We start from the raw sequence: 16,669 nt of genomic DNA on the forward strand, positions 1-16,669 counted from the left end.
GTCAGCTCCCGCGACCGGCCGGTCATCCGCGTCCAGCAGCACCAGCACCGGCTGCCGCTCGAACACCATCCCGTTCCGCACCGTATCGGGCGGCGCCTGCCGAATCGCAATGCTCGCCGCCAGGGGCACAACCGCGTGGGCGGTGAAGCTGAGAGGGGAGCCACTGAGATCGTCGCCGGATGTGTCGGTCGCCGTCGCCTGGATGGTCTGGGTGCCGGCCTGGGCACCAAGCGTCCATCGCACGGGGGCGAGACCTTGAATGTCGCTCTGGACCGTGGCGGCGGAGACGCTTCCGCCCCCCTGAGTAACCGTGAACGTCACCGCAACACCCGGGATCGGACGCTCCTCCTCGTCCGTGACGATGACCTCCACCGGCAGGGGCAGCTCGCGACCTGGCACACCAGTCTGGCCATCTCCATGACCCGCCAGCAGCCGGGTCGCTACCTGGGGTCCCGGGGGCGGAACGCAGAAGGGGCCACCGCACTCGAGATCGCCACCACCGCAGCCGTAGGCCAGCCCCAGCAGCAGGGCGAGAGGCCCCACCACGCGTGGGCACCGAGCTCGGAGGAAGGCAATGGCGATGTGCATGGAGGAATTTGGGTCCTCGTATGTGGGTCGGATGGCCAGACCGTGACCCCACGAGCCGGCCCTGGCACCCTCGGTTTAGTATCCCACCGCCGAAGCGGCTGTCAAGCTTGCCGCCATCGGCGAGGCAGCAGGCTACTGGTCACCAGTCAAGCAACGGTCAAGTAGTGCATCCGCTTCGGCCGTGAAGGTCGAAGTGGCGTATTCCCTTCGACTTGGTTTATCGACCCGCGGTGGCCCGACGGACCGCCGGCCACCGGCGGCGAACCCAGCCGCGTGCCTCCCGCAGCACCCAGATGACGGTTGCCAGGATGAGGGGCAACACGAAATAGACCAGCCGGTACCCGACCAGGCCGATGAGAATGGCGGGGGTGGACAGCGCCGGCCGGAGGCCCCAGAGCACGACCGCCTCGAACACGCCGAGGCCGCCCGGAATCTGCGCCACCAGCGAGGCGATCTGGCCCAGCAGGAATACCGCAAGAAACACGTGGAAGGGCACCCGGTGGGGCAGCAACACGTAGAGCGCCGCGCCGGAGAACACCCAGTCCGCCGCCGAGACGCCGATCTGAGCCACCGCCCGGCCGAGCGTCGGGCGCGGCAGGTCCCAATGCCAGATCCGGAGATCGCCGCCCGGCCGGCTGCTCCAGGCCAGGTAGGCTGCCACGACGACAAGGCAGGCGAAGCCGATCGGACGTGCTGAACGGAGCGGCAAGTGGAGGAACCCGGGCAGCAGCACCGGTTGGACGGCCAACGCCACTCCCGCCGTGGCCAGGAGGCCCACGGCGTAGGTGATCGTGTTCAGGGTGACGACGCGGGCCGCCTGGTCCCGGGCGAGACCCCACTGGGAGTACAGCCGGTAGCGCACCGTCGCGCCGGTGACCACCGACAGCGGCAGGCTGTTGGCAAAGGCGTAGCCGAGAAATGCTGCGTATATGATGCGGCGCGCCGGAAGGCGGCGGTCCAGATAGGCCAGCGAAATCGCGTCATACCCGGCGAGCGCCAGGTAGCCCAGCCCGGTCGCGAGCACCGCGAGCACCAGGCGGACGCGAGGAAAGCTCCGCAGCTCGGCCAGAATCTCCTGCAGCGAATGCTGCCTCAGCTCGGAGCGCAGCACGTAGACGGCCCCGGCAAAGAGGAGTACGCCGAGGGCGACGCTCATGAGGCGGCGTCTGCTCGAAGTGGATGAACCCGAGGTAGAGCTCACCGTTTACCGATACCGGGGAACGCGGCTCGCGGTCGGTGAGTTCGGTCACGGAACCATGCCCCCTGGGCTGGTCTGCGAGGCCGTGTCGAAGGCCCTCTGGAACCGAACTGGAGCCAACCTCGCGTGATCCACATCACCGCGTCCCGCCCGGCGCGTTCCGATTCTCAACCCGCTCCACCTCAGCCGCGCGTCCAGCGCGGACTCATCTCCAACCAGCGGGGGTGCGGATGCGCGGTTCAGGCTTGCTGGTGGCGGCCCTGTTCGCCACCCTGGTGACGTCGGAGGCGGCAGCCCAGGCCGCCGGCACCTTCGAGGTCGGCGCTTTCGGTCAGGCCACCTACTTCGACAAGACACTCGGGCTGCAGCAGGCCAAAGGCGGAGCCGGACTCCACCTCGGCGTGTTCCCGGTGAGAAAGTGGGAGATAGAGGCGGAGGGATCGTTCACCCCGACCCCCGGCCTCGGCGATTCCCAGGTCTACTACTTTCCACTCCGCGCCCGGCTGCTGTACAATGTCCCAGCAGGAACCCAGAGCGCGCTCCTCCTCGGTGCGGGGTACGTGCACAACGAGTATCGCCACGACGCCGATTTCCACGATGACGGCGCAACGGCACTCGCGGGGTTTCGTTTCGGACTCAACGGGCTGCCCTCGATTCGGCTCACCGCCTATCTGGATTACATCCCCACTCCCGCCAACGGGGCGGGCGACAACGTGAACTGGGGCCTGCAGGTCGGGCTCAGCTTCCTGTCCGGCCAGCGCACGGCGCAGCCGGCGGAGCCTGCCCGCGCCGCCGAGCCCGACTCGGCCACGCGTGCCCGGGAGGATTCACTGCGTCAGGCGGCGGTGCAGGACTCGACCCGTGCCGCGCAGGCGGCCGAAAAGGCAGCCGCCGAGGCGGCGGCGAAGCAGGCGGACAGCGCGCGAGTGGCCCAGGAGAAGATCGCGGCGCAGAAGCAGGCGCTGCAGGACAGCCTGGTGGCGGCGGCCAAGGCGGACAGCACCCGTACCGCGGCGTTGCGGGACAGCCTTCGGACTACCCGGGACCGGGCACGGATCGCGGCGCTCAAGGACAGTCTGAGCCGCGTGGCCCTCAGAGACAGCCTCCGCGCCATGATGGCCCAGAAGCAGACCCGGGTGACGCTCCGGGGAGTGAACTTCGAGGTCGGCAAGGCGGTCCTGCTCCCTGAGTCACGCGACATTCTGGGAGACGTGGCGCAGTCACTGGTGGCCAACCCCGAGGTCAAGGTCGAGGTCGGCGGGCACACCGACAATACCGGGCCGCGCACGCTCAACGAGCGCCTCTCGACGGAGCGCGCCGATGCGGTGAAGGCGTTCCTGGTGGAGCACGGGGTGGAAGCGGACCGGCTGACGGTCAAGGGCTACGCCTGGGATCAGCCGGTGGCCAGCAACAAGACGGCGTCGGGCCGGGCGCAGAACCGCCGGGTGGAGCTGCGCCGCACCGACTGACCGGCGCGGCGCGTTCGGCGCGGTGCATTGGGCACCGCGCCGTGGGCTAGATCCGCCCCATGAGCAGCAGGATGACCAGGATGAGCAGGACGAGTCCCAGCCCTCCGCTGGGCCAGTAGCCCCATCCGCTGCTGTAGCCCCAGGTCGGCAGCGCACCGATCAGCAGCAAGACCAGAATGATGATCAGGATGGTGGACATCGGTCAGTGCACCCTGGCTCTCTCTGGCGGAACCAGGTCGGGCACAGGATCGAGATCGCGTACCCCGCACCAGTTCAACAGCCCGGCGACATCGACCGCGTGCTCGGCGGTATCCACCATGACCTGGGTGCGCTCGTTGGTAACGATAGGAATCGCGTTCAGGCTGTTGCGGCCCGGTGCCCGGAGCGGCCGCTGGCCGGCCCGCCAGGGACCCTGCATCGCGTTCAAGTCAACTCCGCGGGATCTGGCCCGCTCGGCCAGCTGGTAGACGACGGTCGGCTCATAGCGCAGGCGGGCATTCGGCCGACGCTGGTTGCGTACGGTATTCTGCAGCACCGGTGTGGAGACGGTTGCGGCGAATTCCCTGGAATCCATCTTGGACCTCCCCTCAGACGTGGGCGAAGGCTTCCAGCACCGCCAAGGCGGTGGACCATCGTTCAGGGTGGGACAGAGGAGCCGGTCAGGCGGTGAGGGCGATCACGGTAGGAGAACGTCAGGTCTGTGGCGGCTCGGAAGAGCAACGGCCGGCTCGACTTACGCGGAGCCGGCCGGGTAGTGTCTCAGCGGGTCAATGGGCGGCTTCGGCCAATCGGGCCACCGCGGCGAGCACCGCGGCGGGCTGCTCCTCCTGAATGTACTGGCCCGATCCCGGCACGCTGTCGGTCTTGAAATCCGGCAGCTTGGCGAGCAGCAGCTTCCGTTGATCGTCGGTCACCTCCGCCGGATGGGAGACCGAGCCAACCAGCAGCCGCACCGGCATGGCGCACTCGTGGAGATGATCCGCCAGCGGTACCTCCTCCTTCGACTTGGACATTCGCTGGAAAGCGTCGATCGAGCCGTTCATGTCGGCCGTCTGGCCGGCGGTGTAACCGCGAATCACCGCATCGGTCACCCACGTGGTATCGCCCGAGTTCTTTACTATCTCGCGCCGCACGTCATGCCGGAGCTTCGACTCGTCGAGTGCCAGCTTTACCAGACCGCCGCCGAACTTGAAAGCCTGTCGCATGCCCGGGGTCGCCGCGCTCTCGGCGGGACCGCCGTCGATGGAGAGGAGGCCGCTGATCAGGCCCGGTCGGAGAATGGCGAGGCGGAAGGCGATGGCCGCTCCGCTCGACTGCGCCACGAACAGGGCGCGGGATACGCCCAGCCGGTCCAGCGCCTGGCCGACCCGCGCGCCCTGGGCGCTGAAGGAGTAGTCCGCGCCCTTGGGGTGACCGGACCAGCCGTAGCCCAGCGGCTCGACCACGATGACCCGATACCCGCGCGCTGCCAGCGGGCCGGTGATGGTGCGGTATCCGAAGGCGGCGCCGAAGATGCCGGGAAGCAAGACCAGGGGCTGGCCAGTCCCGACGCTGGTGGTGCGGATCATCTCGCCGGGAGCAACCTCAATGTCACGAACGATCGAGCTATCGACGGAGCCGGCCAGGAGGGCCAGGGTCAGCAGCAGCATGAGAATCTCGAGATGGGAAGAAGGAAGGGCGGGCATGAGAAGTTACCCCCCCGCAGTGGGGAACACAAACAGCCGGAGCCAGCGGCTCGCGATGCGCAGTCCGTCCCGCTAGGTTTCGTTCACCTCTGCACCACTTCCGCTCGGAGGTGTTTCCCTCATCTACTGGTAGGACCCGATGCCCAACGATACTCCGCGCTCGAGCACCTCATCGATCGATCGATTCCCCCAGAGCCTGACCGACCGCGTGCTGGCGCGGGTGACCGACGCGGGCCTTGCGGTCGACCGGCGTGCCAGCGCCTCACGCCCGAAGTCGGGGCGCTCCCGTCCAGCAATGGACCGTCCGACGCTCGATGCTTCCCCCCAGACCCCCGAGGAGATGCGCGAGACCCAGTCGCTCCGACGCGTGTTCCACGATCTGGGAGACTCCTATCGGCTATATCGGCGGCGCACGGGAGAGCCGGTCAAGCCCGCGCTCCGAGAGGCAGCTTACCAGTTCAGGCAGGCGCCCAGCCTCACCTCGCTGGTGTCGGTGGCCGCGTTTCTGGACGAGCTGCAGATCCTGACCTGGTAGCGGATGCAGAAGCGGCTGGTTCGACCTGCGGATGAGACTCTGCGCCCTCAGGACGCCTGGTTGGACCTGGGAGCGCAGGCCCATGCGGAGCTCACCTCCGAAGATCCGGCCCACCCGATCGAGGCGGCACTGCAGCCGCTCGGCGCCGGCTGGCGTGCTGCGGAGCCTGGGACCCAGAGCATCCGCCTACTGTTCAATCAGCCGCAGCCGCTGCGGCGCATCCGGCTGCGATTCGATGAAGCCGACGCCGAGCGGACCCAGGAGTTTTGTCTTCGCTGGTCGCCGGACGGCGGGCGATCGTTCCGCGAACTGGTGCGGCAGCAATACACCTTCAGCCCCGGCGGTTCCACCAGCGAGATCGAGGAGTTCGACGTCGATCTGCCCGCCGTCACCGCCCTCGAGCTGACCATCATCCCGGACCAGGGCCGCGGACGGGCGCACGCCACGGTGGCGGAGTGGCGTCTCGCCTGAGCAGGCCGGCCCGGTCGCACGGTTCCACCATCCATCTCACCGACAGCTCGCGTTCTCCGAATCCCACCCGTGGCAGCGCCTTGCGTGACCCGGCCGCCCATGATACAGTTGTATCGTTGCAATGTTCAATCGTATCATAAGCCACAGCTGGGGGATTCGATGCGGCACTCCTTCCGTCTGACGGGACCGCTGACCCGCCTGGCCCGGTGGCTCGCGAACGGCAGCCGTGAGCCCCTGCCTTCAGCGCCGGCTGGCGGCCTGCTCTCGGCCTACGTCGCGCTGGGACAGTGGTCGACCAGCGGTGTTCGACTCGAAAGCCGGATCGAGCTGCTCGTCGGGCAGCTCGCCGCTGAGCTCAGCGCCTGTCAGTGGTGCATTGCCCAGGCCCGCCACCGCTGGCTCAAGGCGTTTTTTCCCCGGGAGCAGCTGAGCCAGTTGCGGGCGTACGAGACCAGCACGGTGTTCAGCGAGTCCGAGCGCGCGGCGCTGGCCCTGGTGGAGGCCGTCGCACTCCATACCGAACGGGACCGGCTCACTCCGGCCAGGGCCCTGGAGCGGGCGCGGCGGTATTTCGGCGAGCCCGAGGTGGCCCGGATCGCCGCGGCCGCGGCCGCCGAGCATTTCTTCGATCCGGCGACTGGCGCCGTAGGCCTGGACGCCCTGATCGGATCGCCGCCGCGGGATGGAGCGATGCCCTGGCGCGCCATCGACGCCGGCATCAGCGTGCGAGGATTCTCCTGACCCCGTCGGGCCCGGGGCGCCGCTGGCTGCTCCTGATCCACCAGCTCCCCGCGAAGCCCGACTACCTCCGGGTCAAGATCTGGCGACGGCTGCAGCGCATCGGGGCCGTCGCCATCAAGAGCTCGGTCTACGCCCTGCCGGAGAGCGAGCCGGCGGCCGAGCACTTCCAGTGGCTGGTCCGGGAGATCGGTGCGGCGGGCGGGGAGGCGTCGATCTGCGAGGCCCAGTTCGTGGAGGGCCTCACCGATGGTCAGATCGAGGCGCTCTTCCGAGTCGCACGAGAGTCGGAGTATTCGGCCGTGGCCGGCGAGGCCGAGGAACTGCTGCGCGGCACACCGGCCGGGCGCGAGCTGGATGCTCAGGGGCGTGCCGAGCTCGAGTCTGCCCTCTCCCGGCTCCGCCGCCGGCTGGCGGAGATCGGCGCGATCGACTTCTTCGGCGCTCCGTCCCGCGAGGCCGCCGAGGCGGCACTGCAGCGGGTGGAACGGCGCTTCCGACCGCTCGCCAAGACGCGTCCAGGCGGGAGCGGCGCCCGCGCCCGGAAGCCCGGCCAGACCTGGGTCACCCGCCGAGGGGTGTACATCGACCGCATCGCGAGCGCGTGGCTCATCCGCCGCTTCATCGACCGCTCAGCCCGGTTCCGGTTCGTGGAGGAGCGCGGCTATCGCCCCGCTCCGCGCGAAGTCCGGTTCGACATGTTCGAGGCCGAGTACACCCACGAGGGGGAGCGCTGCACCTTCGAGGTCCTGCTCGCCCGGTTCGGGCTGGAGGAGCCCGGGCTCCAGGCAGTGGGGGAGATGGTGCACGACATCGATCTGAGAGACGGGAAGTTCGCTCGTCCCGAAGCACCCGGGCTGGAACGGGTCATCGACGGCATCGCCCGCCGCCATGCCAAGGATCAGGCGCGGATCGCGCAGGGCAGTGCCGTGCTCGATGCGCTGTACGACGCGCTCCGCTGAGCCGGCGGTACCTTAGCGGGGGAAGGCCTCCGGCAGTCCGCCATCCACCGTCAGGATGTCTCCCGTGGTGAAGCGGAACCGGTCGCTCGCCAGCAGCACCGCGAGATCCGCCACCGCCTCCGCCGGGATGAGGCTCGCCCCCAGGAGATTGCGGGTGCGATAGCTCTCCAGCTGCTGCTCGACGCTGATCCCGCGACTGGCGGCCCGCTCGCGCACGAAGCGGAGAAAGAGCGGCGTATCGATCTGATCGGCATTGATGGCGTTCACCCTGATGCCATCCTCGCCCAGCTCCATTGCCGCCACCCGCAGTGCCTGCAGGAGGGCGGCCTTGCTTCCTCCGTAGGCCACGGCCTCCCGCCCGGGCACCAGCGCCGCCTTGGATACCGACGCCACGATCGACCCGCCCAACCCCTGGCGCCGCATGATTCGCGCAGCCTGCCCCACGGCCGCCACGGCACCCAGGTAGTGCACCTCGAGCTGGTGCTGCAGGTCCTCGCGGCGGACCGCGGTGATCGGGGCGAAGCGGGGGGCTAGGCCGGCGGTGTAAAACAGGCAGTCCAGGCCGCCGAACTGGAGCACCGCGCGCCGGAAGAGCGCGTCCAGGCTGGCGTCCTCCCGCACGTCGACCGGCGCGCCCACGGCCCGCCGAGGAAAATCGGCGGCGACCTCGGCGGCGACTCCGTCCGCGACGGTGGCGTCAAGGTCGGCGATCACCACGTGGGCGCCTGCTTCCGCAAAGCGCCTCGCGGCCGCCTTGCCGATGCCACTACCACCTCCGATCACCACGACCACATGGCGAGGCAGCAGCCTGGTTGTCCGCTCCCTGGCGATCTGCTCCTCTATCTTGCGCCGCTCGAGGGGCCAGTGCTCGAACTCGAACACATCGGCCTCCGGGATGAACTCGAAGCGGTCGACCGCCTCCGCGTTGGTGATGGCCTCGAGGGTGGCACGGTAGCAGGCGCTGGCGGTCTCGGCGCCGCGCTTGTCGAGGAACGCGGTGATCACGCCGAGTCCGGGCGCCAGCACCACCTTGGCCCAATCGTCGAGCGGGCGCTCGGCCGGGGTGGCGTGGCGGGCGTGGTACTGCTCGTATTCGGCCCGCGCGGCGGCGAGCTGTTCCCGAGTCCGGGCGATCACCTGATCCGCGGGCGCCGCCGGATCGAGCTCGAGCCAGAGCGGAAGGCGTCCGGCCCGCAGCAGGTGCTCCGGCGTCGCCATCCCGCGGCGGACCAGCTCGGATACGCGCTCGGCCGCCAGAGTAGCGAGCACGCGCTCGTCATCCTCGAAGTGAACGATGAGCCGCTCCGGTGTGCCCAGGGCACCTCTCACCACCGGCAGGACCAGCTCGGCCAGACGGCGCCGCTCCTCAAGGGGCGGGACGGCATGGCGGGGCGGCCCCAGCACGACGCGACCCTGCCGTCGGCTGGCCAGATACTCCTCGATCTCTCCGATGACCTCCAGCAGGCGCCGGTGACACTGCCGCGGATCGTCGCCCCAGGCCACCAACCCATGGTGCGCCATCGCCATCCCGATGGCGTTCTCGGGGATTTGATCGAGCAGTCCGCTCACCATGCGGGCCAGGGGAAAGCCCGGTCGCACGTACGGCAGGTAGATGATCTCGCCGCCAAACAGCTCGCCGACCAGCCGCCGCCCGGTGGCCTCGGGGACGTTGGTCAGGCTCATGGTGGCGACGTCGTGGGTGTGGGCGACGACCCGATAGGGCAGCAGCGAGTGGAGTGGAGTCTCGACGCTGGGCGCCGGCCCCTCCCGGAGCATGCAGCCCGCCATGAACCGCATCATCTCCGGGTCGCTCATCGTCTCCGCCTGGCGGAGCGCGGCCAACCGGGAGAGCCCGAGCCAGGTGAAGCCATCCCGTCCGATGGTCCGCAGATCGGTGCCACTCCCCTTCACCACCAGCGCCTCCACCGGGCCGTCGGGCTCGGTGGGCAGCATCAGCTTGATGGAAGTGTTCCCACCGCCGGGCTGCACCAGGCGGAGGTCGTCGCCCAGCAGATGGGAGAGCTGAATCAGGCCGTCGAGCGGGTCGCCCCCGACGGCCCGGTCTGCCGGCCACGCGTCAGGCCGGATCGGTGGGGTGCTGTGGGTTGGCATGGGAGGAAAATGCGGGGAAAGGAAGGTGAGGCAAGGTGGGGCAGGGTGGGGCAAGGTGGGGCAAGGTGTGGCGGCCCCTGCCTCACTCTGCCCCACCCTGCCTCACCCTGCCGCCTTCACTCTCGCCGGGGTCAGTGAACGAAGCTGATGAAGCCGTCCTGGTTGGTGACGGCAGCCACGCTGCCCCGCTGGCTGAAGGCAATCCGCCGCGGCGAGCCACCGACCTGAATGGTCTTGGTGAGCCGACGGTTCTGCAGCTTGAAGATCTGCACGACGCCCGCGCTGGGAATCGAGATGTAGGCCTCGGCGTCGTCCGGGGTGATCCCCACCCCGAAGCCACCGCCCTGGAGTGCGATGGGAGCCGAGGGCAGCCCGGTCTGAAGGGGGATCTCGGTCAGGTATCCGCCCCCGCCCGCGAGCGGCCCCTCGTTCGCGACGTAGAGTCGGGTGCCTCTGTGGTCGAGCGCCATCTCCTGCGGGGTGTCGCCTACGGTAAAGCTGCGGAGAACACTGCCGCTCACCATATCGATCTCCGACACCATGCCGTCCACGAATCCGCTGAGGCCGACGAATCCGCTGACGTAGAGGCGCCGTCCATCGGGATGGACCGCGAAACCGTTGGGGGAGAAGCCGAGCTCGATGGTCCGGACGACGGCGAGCGTGGCGATGTCCACCACCAGAAGCGTACTCACTCCGGTGGCCACGAACAGCTGCCGGCCATCGGGTGAGACCCGGACCGCGAGCGGCTGATCGACGGCCAAGCTCCCGACCACCGCTCGTGAGGCCACATCGAGCACGCTCACCGACCCCGACTGGTTGGCGACATACGCCCGCTTCCCATCGGGCGCGAAGACGATCCCGGTGGGCAGCCCGCCGGTGGGAATGAACCCGCTGAGGGCGCGGGACTTGGTGCTCACGATGCCGACCCCGCCATCCAGCAGCTCGGTGAAGTACGCCAGCCCATCATCCCGCACCGCGACGCCCCACGCGCTTGGGGTCTGCACGTTCTCCACCACTCCGCGAGGCCGGGTAGGCGCGCTCAGGTCGGAGAAGGTGCTCTCGCCGGGGGACGGATCAGTCGAGGCTTGCTCGGACGTGCAGGCGGTTCCCAGTACCAGGGCCGCCGACCATAGCGTGTTCAGCCGCATAGGGCATGCGCTCCTTTCGACTCACAAGCCTGGGTCTGGGCGGACGCGGTCCACGCCGCCGGTGCCGGATCAGCCAACAATTTTGGATGCGATTCGGGAATCATAGCCGACACCCGGGGGTGCTGACTAGGCTGGGGAGCCGGTACGGTCTAACCTGCCATTCGAGGTGGGTTGGAGCGGGAAGTGACTTTACTGCGAGTGAGCTCGGGTGGTCCAGGGCGTTGGCCACGGGCGGGGGTCGGCGGCGTCGGGCGCGGTCGGGGGGCCGGCTCCGGCGACGGGCGGGGCTCGCTCCGGTCACAACAGGCCGCCCCGGGGGGCACGGAGCTAGACCGGCATCACACGGCCTGACTCCCTCCGCGATCCCCGCCCGCCGCCTGCGCCCGAGCATCGGCGCCCGCGGGCACGTGCGACCCGACCATCGCGCAACGCCGTTGTGCCCACCACTGTACCAGCGCGGCACTGCCGCGCTCACGCGCACTGCGCGTGCCTGGGGGGCTGGGGAGGCTCGCGCAGAGAGTCAGGCCGTGTGATTTCCTCGTGCGACGTGCGCCCCGGGGCGGCCTGTTGTGACCGGAGCGAGCCTCCCCAGCTCCCCGCCCCCCCGCTCAACGCCCCGTCCACCCCGGCCCCCGCACCACCCTTCCCGGCTTCGCTCCGGTGTGCGCCCCGTTCCGCACCACCGCGACTCCGTTCACGAAGACCTCCCGGATACCGGTCGAGAGCTGGTGGGTGTGCTCGTAGGTGGCGTGGTCGATCACCGTCGCCGGGTCGAAGACCACGACATCGGCGTACATCCCCTCGCGCAAGAGGCCGCGGTCCCGCAAGGAGAGACGCTCGGCCACCGCGCTGGTCATCTTGCGGACGGCGTCCTCCAGAGGGAGGATGTGCTGCTCGCGGACGAACCGTCCAAGAATGCGCGTGTAGGTCCCGTACGCCCTGGGATGCGTCTCGGTGCCGTGGGTGTCCGCCGGGTCGCTCGCCCCCGCGTCGGTGCCGATCTTGATCCAGGGCTGCCGGATCTGCAAGGCCAGGTTGTCCTCCGAGGCGATGAAGAACATGCCACCGAGCCGCCCCTGCTCTTCCAGGGTGAGGTCCATCAGCGCGTCGACCCATTCCTGCCGCCTGGCGGCCGCGATCTCCACCAGGCTCTTGTTCTCGAAGCGCTTGTTCGCGGCCAGCTCGAACCCGCCGGCCAGCACCCCTTCCGGCGTGGCGAGCTGACACAGGTTCTCCCAGGTGTCGGATCGCTCCGCCAGCACATCCGCCCGGATCCGCGCCCGCGTGGTCGAGTCCTTCAGGTTCTGCAGCAGCTTTCCGTCGGCCGATGCCCAGGGCGGCAGGCAGGCGGAAAGCGAGGTGCCGCCCGCCGTATAGGGGTACATATCGGCCGACACGTCCTGCCCTGCCGCGCGGGCCGAGTCGATCTTGGCGATGGCCTGGGCCGCCTTGGGCCAGTTGCGCTTGCCTGCGGCCTTCAGGTGGTAGATCTCGACCGGCACCCCGCCCTGCCGGCCGATGGCGAGCGCCTCGTCCATGCCCTCCAGGAAGTGGTCCGCCTCGGAGCGCATGTGGGTGATGTACACGCCGTGGTACGGCGCCATCGCCCGGGCGAGCTCGACCAGCTCCGCCGTGGACGCATAGCTCCCCGGCGGATAGATCAGGGCGGTGCCCAGCCCGAAGGCGCCGTCCTCCATCGCCCCGCGCATCAGCGTCCGCATGCTGTCGAGCTCCGCGGGCGTGGGCGATCCCTCGGCCTGCCCTTTGACGTAGGTGCGTACCGTGGTGGCACCGAGGAAGGAGCCGGCATTGACCGAGATGCCATGCCGCTCCATCGCATCGAGCCACACGCCGAATCCGTGCGGCCCCTTGAACGGCGCCACCGCGGCCCTGATCGTCGCGCTGTCGGTGTAAGGAAAGAAGAAGTCGGCGAATGCCTGGACGTTGTCGTTCCACGGCGCGGGAGTGTACGCCTCGCCCATGATCTCGGTGGTCACGCCCTGGGTCACCTTGCTCAGCGCGTGGCCGTCACCTACCAGCAGGTTGTCGTACGACCCGCTCTGAATGTCGATGAAGCCAGGCGCGACCACCATCCCTTTCGCGTCGATCCGGACCGGCGCGGTGGCGGCGGCCAGGCTGCCCGCCGGCCCCACATGGGCGATCCGGTCGCCTGCCACACCGATGTCTCCGGCGAACCAGGCATTCCCCGTCCCGTCCACCACGTGACCACCGCCGATGATCACGTCGTAGTGCGACCGGACCGACGGCGCGGCCTGGACCGCTCCCGGACCCGGATGACACGCGGTCACGCCCAAGGCCGCACCGGCCCACAGGTAGCCTCGCCCGCGGGCCCTCATCGCCGGGTCTCCGCCGGACGGAACAGAAGGTCCTGGAAGTCGTAGCTGAAATCGGCCAGGGGCGACACGGCGGCCATCTTCATCGTGTCGATGGAGCCGTCCGGCTTGAGCGCGAAGGTCACGTAGATGTCCGGGATGTTGTGCTGGCGCCAGTGGGCCACGAACGTGTCGTACTGCCAATGCTCCAGATCACCGGTGAGCGCGAGCGAGTGGCTGAAGCGCAGTACCAGCCTCCCAGACTCCTCGGTGAGGGTGACGTCGCCATACATTTGGTCGGTATAGCGGCCGGCGTAGGAAGCGAGCGGCAGCGACGGGGACGATTGATGCCGGGCGCCGGCGGCCTTTCGCTCGACCTCGTGCGCCTCTGCCTCCGCCGACCGCACGTAGTCGGCGAGCCGGGTGATCCAGTCGGTGGGAGGCGCCTTGAAATAGTGATCGAGCACGTGCCACGCCACCGCCGTCGAGAGCGGTGACTCTCCATTGGTGACCACGACGATGCCCAGTCGCTCCGCGGGCACCAGCAGCGTCCGCGAGGTCATGCCATCGAGGCCTCCAGTGTGGCTGACCAGCTTCCGGCCTCGGTAGTCCCGGAGGTCCCAGCCGAGCCCGTAGAGATAGAAGTTCGGCCGGAAGTCCCCCAGCGACTTGGGAATCTCGCTGATCGGCTGAATGGTCTGGCCCGACCACATCTCCTGGGTCCGCTCAGCGGTCCAGAGCCGCCGGCCGCTGTCGCCCGGGCCAGCGCCGCGGACCCGCCCCGAGTCGAGCTGGACGATCATCCACTTCGCCAGGTCGGTCACGTTCGCCACCACGCCGCCCGCCGCGTTGGTCGCGTCGAAGGTGTCCCGGGCGATGACCGTGAGCCGGCCGTCGACCTTGCTGTGCGCGTCGGCGAAATTCTCCTCCGGACGGACTCCGCGGGCCGTGAGCCGCGCCTCGGTCATGCCGAGCGGGAGGAAGATCCGGCGACGGATGAACTCCTCCCAGGTCAACCCGCTCACCGCCGGGATCACCTCGCCCGCCGCCACGTAGAGCACGTTGTCGTAGGCGAACTCGCTCCGGAAGCTGGAGGCGACCTTGGCGTACCGGATGCGGCGCAGGATGCTGTCGCGCGAATAGTCGGAGTGATACCACAGCAGGTCGCCGGCGCCGAGACCGAGGCCGCTGCGGTGGGTGATGAGATCGCGGACCGTGAGCTCTCGGGTGACGTACGCGTCGGAGAGCTGAAACCAGGGGAGATGGCGGGTCACCGGGTCGTCCCAGGCCAGCTTGCCTTCGTCCACCAGCATCGCCAGCGACGCGGTCGTGAACGCCTTGGTATTGGATGCGATCTGAAAGAGTGTGTGGGCGTCCACCGGCGCCCGCTGCCCCAGACGGCGGACGCCGAACCCTTTGGCGAGCACGACGCGGCCGTCCTTCACCACCGCTACCGCCGCGCCGGGCGTGTCGAAGGCCGCGAGCGCCCGGGTGACGTACGCGTCGAGATCGGCCGGCGGCCCGGCCTGCCCCGCGGCGCTGGGGCAGAGCCCGGGCGCCAGCCCGACGAGCAGCACCAGGAGGGCCACACGAGTCATGGTCATCTATCGGCCCGCCGCGCGCTTGGGAACCAGCGTGAGAGCCGGCTGCGGGTCTGGCTGCACCAGGGTGACTCGCTGCACGGTGCCTCCATCGATGGTGTACTCCAGGAAGAACCCGGCCTGCACCTCGTCGCCGGTCAGACGGAACCGGGTGGCGGTCACCGGGACGAGGGTATAGACCGGCTGCCCCGGCACGGTGAGCTTGAGCTGACCGTCCACCAGCTGCACTTCGGCTGTGATCGGCAAGGACGGGGAGGCGAAGGAACCGGTGTAGCGCGGCAGCTCCGCCTGGGCGAGCCGGATGCCCGGCGTGGTGTCGGCCACCTCGGGCTTTCGCCGGAACTCGGCGAGATCGACGACGTTCATCTTGTCGACCTTCCCGGTGGCGTCCAGGGTGAAGGTGACGTAACTCTTCCCCAGCCGGCGCTGCCGCCAGGTGGCCTGGAAGGTGTCGTACTGCCAGTGGGCGAGGTCGGCCACCAGGGTGCCGTACTGCAGGACGAGGCCCGGCTTCTCCCGCCGGACCACCGCGTCGCCGTTGAGGGTGTCGGTATACATGCCGGCGTACTTCTCGGGCGACAGCGAGGGGGAGGTGCCGGGAACGCGCTGGGCTTCGGTCTTCTTCCGCTCTGCCTTGGCCTGCGTTTGGGCTTCGCGTGACGCCTTGAGGAAGACGGCGCTCCAGTCTTTGGCCGGCTGCTTGAGGTAGGCGTCGAACACCCGGTACATGAGGGCGTAGGTCAGGTCATTGCCGCCCAGGTTGCTGAGAACGACGATCCCGGTCTTCTCCTCCGGCAGCATTCCCACCAGGGCGCTCATGCCGTCGATGTTCCCGCCGTGCTGCACCACGCCCCGGCCCTTGTAATCGTGCAGGAACCAGCCCATCCCGTAGTTCAGCAGGTGGGCATCCTCTGCCGCCAGCTTCCAGAAGCCCTCGAGCGGCACCACGGTCTGGGGCGTGTGGGTTTCCTGGAACGCGGCCGCGCTGATCAGCGGCTTGCCACCCACCTTGCCGCCGGCGAGCTGGAAGCGGACCCATTGGGCCATGTCCAGCGCGTTGGAGTTGATCGACCCAGCAGGGCCAATGGCGTCGATGTTGAAGTAGGGGATCGCCCGCACCGTGTCGTCCACCTCCTCGTGCGGGGTCGCCACGTCGGGCAGGCGGTTCAGCGGGGTGACGCTGGTGTTGCTGGCGGTCATGCCCAGCGGGATGAAGATCCGCTGGCGCACCACGTCGTCCCAGGAGGCGCGGGTCACTCGCGCGGTGAGTTGCCCGGCCGCGAGGTACATCAGATTGGAGTAGCCGAAATGCGAGCGGAAACTATAAGCGGGCTTGACGTAGCGGACCTGGTGGAGGGCGCTGTCCCGGGTCATGTGCTCCGCGTAGAGAATCAGGTCCGCCGCGGTGAGCCCGCTCCGATGGGTCAGCAGGTCGCGCACCGTGAGCTCGCGGGTGGCGTAGGGGTCATAGAGCTGGAGCTCGGGGAGATAGTTCGTCGCCCGGTCGTCCCACTTGACCTTGCCCTGGTCCACCAGCATGGCCACCGCCATGGCGGTGAACGCCTTGCTGGACGATCCGATGGCGAAGAGCGTGTGGGCGTCCACCGGGTCGGGCTTGCCGAGCGTGCGCACGCCGTATCCTTTGGCCAGCACCACCGAGTCGTTCCGCACGATGGCGACGGCCAGGCCCGGCACCTTCCAGGCGGCCATGCTCCGGGTGACGTAGGCGTCGAAGCCCTCCAGCGGCTTGCCCTGCGCCGAGACCGGAGCCCAGGGGCGGAGGAGTACCAGGAACAGCAGGAGAGCGCATCGCATGACCGGCTCCCATT

General features: G+C 69.0%; 15 protein-coding genes. 5 read left to right on the forward strand and 10 right to left on the reverse strand.

The features are described 5' to 3' along the window. Together VHR41_06880 and VHR41_06885 are read right to left on the reverse strand one after the other, a co-directional pair. On the reverse strand, positions 1 to 588 hold a 588-nt coding region (locus VHR41_06880), incomplete at its 3' end, for a hypothetical protein (GenBank protein ID HEX3233903.1). Positions 589 to 805: 217 nt separating this feature from the next. Beyond that, a complete protein-coding gene (locus tag VHR41_06885; GenBank protein ID HEX3233904.1) occupies positions 806 to 1,744 on the reverse strand; it encodes a lysylphosphatidylglycerol synthase domain-containing protein in 939 nt (312 codons plus the stop codon). Positions 1,745 to 2,016: 272 nt separating this feature from the next. On the opposite strand from VHR41_06885, the gene VHR41_06890 reads away from it, so the two are divergent. Beyond that, complete coding sequence (locus VHR41_06890; GenBank protein HEX3233905.1) at positions 2,017 to 3,255, forward strand: OmpA family protein; 1,239 nt, start codon at positions 2,017 to 2,019, stop codon at positions 3,253 to 3,255. 46 nt (positions 3,256 to 3,301) lie between these two features. On the opposite strand, the gene VHR41_06895 is transcribed toward VHR41_06890, so the two are convergent. The 3 genes from VHR41_06895 to VHR41_06905 all read right to left on the reverse strand — a co-directional run bounded on the left by VHR41_06895 (position 3,302) and on the right by VHR41_06905 (position 4,904). Beyond that, entirely contained in the window at positions 3,302 to 3,454 is a 153-nt protein-coding gene (locus VHR41_06895) for a DUF3309 family protein (protein HEX3233906.1), read from the reverse strand. Between the two features lie 3 nt (positions 3,455 to 3,457). Beyond that, positions 3,458 to 3,829, reverse strand: a complete 372-nt coding sequence (locus VHR41_06900; GenBank protein HEX3233907.1) for a hypothetical protein — start codon at positions 3,827 to 3,829, stop codon at positions 3,458 to 3,460. A gap of 193 nt (positions 3,830 to 4,022) precedes the next feature. Then, on the reverse strand, positions 4,023 to 4,904 hold the full coding sequence (locus VHR41_06905; protein ID HEX3233908.1) for an alpha/beta hydrolase: 882 nt from the start codon (positions 4,902 to 4,904) through the stop codon (positions 4,023 to 4,025). A gap of 175 nt (positions 4,905 to 5,079) precedes the next feature. Here VHR41_06905 and VHR41_06910 point away from each other — a divergent pair, with 175 nt between their 5' ends. The 4 genes from VHR41_06910 (at position 5,080) to VHR41_06925 (ending at position 7,646) form a co-directional block, all read left to right on the forward strand. After that, positions 5,080 to 5,475, forward strand: coding sequence for a hypothetical protein (locus tag VHR41_06910; protein ID HEX3233909.1), 396 nt, complete (start codon positions 5,080 to 5,082; stop codon positions 5,473 to 5,475). Positions 5,476 to 5,535: 60 nt separating this feature from the next. Further along, entirely contained in the window at positions 5,536 to 5,946 is a 411-nt protein-coding gene (locus tag VHR41_06915) for a hypothetical protein (protein HEX3233910.1), read from the forward strand. Positions 5,947 to 6,105: 159 nt separating this feature from the next. After that, positions 6,106 to 6,687, forward strand: coding sequence for a hypothetical protein (locus VHR41_06920; protein HEX3233911.1), 582 nt, complete (start codon positions 6,106 to 6,108; stop codon positions 6,685 to 6,687). A gap of 77 nt (positions 6,688 to 6,764) precedes the next feature. Beyond that, the gene (locus VHR41_06925) at positions 6,765 to 7,646 is read left to right on the forward strand and encodes a chromate resistance protein ChrB domain-containing protein (GenBank protein HEX3233912.1); all 882 of its coding nucleotides are present in this window, start codon (positions 6,765 to 6,767) and stop codon (positions 7,644 to 7,646) included. 12 nt (positions 7,647 to 7,658) lie between these two features. On the opposite strand, the gene VHR41_06930 is transcribed toward VHR41_06925, so the two are convergent. The 5 genes from VHR41_06930 to VHR41_06950 form a co-directional block, all read right to left on the reverse strand. Continuing rightward, positions 7,659 to 9,758 carry an SDR family oxidoreductase gene (locus VHR41_06930; protein ID HEX3233913.1) on the reverse strand — a complete coding sequence of 700 codons (2,100 nt, stop codon included), beginning with the start codon at positions 9,756 to 9,758 and terminating at the stop codon, positions 7,659 to 7,661. A 131-nt stretch (positions 9,759 to 9,889) separates the two neighbouring features. After that, positions 9,890 to 10,906, reverse strand: a complete 1,017-nt coding sequence (locus VHR41_06935) for a YncE family protein (GenBank protein HEX3233914.1) — start codon at positions 10,904 to 10,906, stop codon at positions 9,890 to 9,892. Positions 10,907 to 11,514: 608 nt separating this feature from the next. Next, positions 11,515 to 13,263, reverse strand: coding sequence for a D-aminoacylase (locus VHR41_06940; protein HEX3233915.1), 1,749 nt, complete (start codon positions 13,261 to 13,263; stop codon positions 11,515 to 11,517). After that, positions 13,260 to 14,843, reverse strand: coding sequence for a serine hydrolase (locus VHR41_06945; GenBank protein ID HEX3233916.1), 1,584 nt, complete (start codon positions 14,841 to 14,843; stop codon positions 13,260 to 13,262). Before VHR41_06945 ends, VHR41_06940 begins: the two co-directional genes overlap by 4 nt. Beyond that, positions 14,844 to 16,655 carry a serine hydrolase gene (locus VHR41_06950; GenBank protein HEX3233917.1) on the reverse strand — a complete coding sequence of 604 codons (1,812 nt, stop codon included), beginning with the start codon at positions 16,653 to 16,655 and terminating at the stop codon, positions 14,844 to 14,846. Positions 16,656 to 16,669 lie beyond the last annotated feature (14 nt).

It is taken from the genome of Gemmatimonadales bacterium, from assembly GCA_036265815.1.
Classification (GTDB): domain Bacteria; phylum Gemmatimonadota; class Gemmatimonadetes; order Gemmatimonadales; family GWC2-71-9; genus CAVVWJ01.

Coding starts and splice junctions, on each gene's coding strand:
- VHR41_06950 (HEX3233917.1), bottom strand. CDS start 16,655: ATGCGATGCGCTCTCCTGCTGTTCCTGGTACTCCTCCGCCCCTGGGCT.
- VHR41_06900 (HEX3233907.1), bottom strand. CDS start 3,829: ATGGATTCCAGGGAATTCGCCGCAACCGTCTCCACACCGGTGCTGCAG.
- VHR41_06895 (HEX3233906.1), bottom strand. CDS start 3,454: ATGTCCACCATCCTGATCATCATTCTGGTCTTGCTGCTGATCGGTGCG.
- VHR41_06935 (HEX3233914.1), bottom strand. CDS start 10,906: ATGCGGCTGAACACGCTATGGTCGGCGGCCCTGGTACTGGGAACCGCC.
- VHR41_06920 (HEX3233911.1), top strand. CDS start 6,106: ATGCGGCACTCCTTCCGTCTGACGGGACCGCTGACCCGCCTGGCCCGG.
- VHR41_06940 (HEX3233915.1), bottom strand. CDS start 13,263: ATGAGGGCCCGCGGGCGAGGCTACCTGTGGGCCGGTGCGGCCTTGGGC.
- VHR41_06885 (HEX3233904.1), bottom strand. CDS start 1,744: ATGAGCGTCGCCCTCGGCGTACTCCTCTTTGCCGGGGCCGTCTACGTG.
- VHR41_06905 (HEX3233908.1), bottom strand. CDS start 4,904: ATGCTGCTGCTGACCCTGGCCCTCCTGGCCGGCTCCGTCGATAGCTCG.
- VHR41_06890 (HEX3233905.1), top strand. CDS start 2,017: ATGCGCGGTTCAGGCTTGCTGGTGGCGGCCCTGTTCGCCACCCTGGTG.
- VHR41_06910 (HEX3233909.1), top strand. CDS start 5,080: ATGCCCAACGATACTCCGCGCTCGAGCACCTCATCGATCGATCGATTC.
- VHR41_06930 (HEX3233913.1), bottom strand. CDS start 9,758: ATGCCAACCCACAGCACCCCACCGATCCGGCCTGACGCGTGGCCGGCA.
- VHR41_06945 (HEX3233916.1), bottom strand. CDS start 14,843: ATGACCATGACTCGTGTGGCCCTCCTGGTGCTGCTCGTCGGGCTGGCG.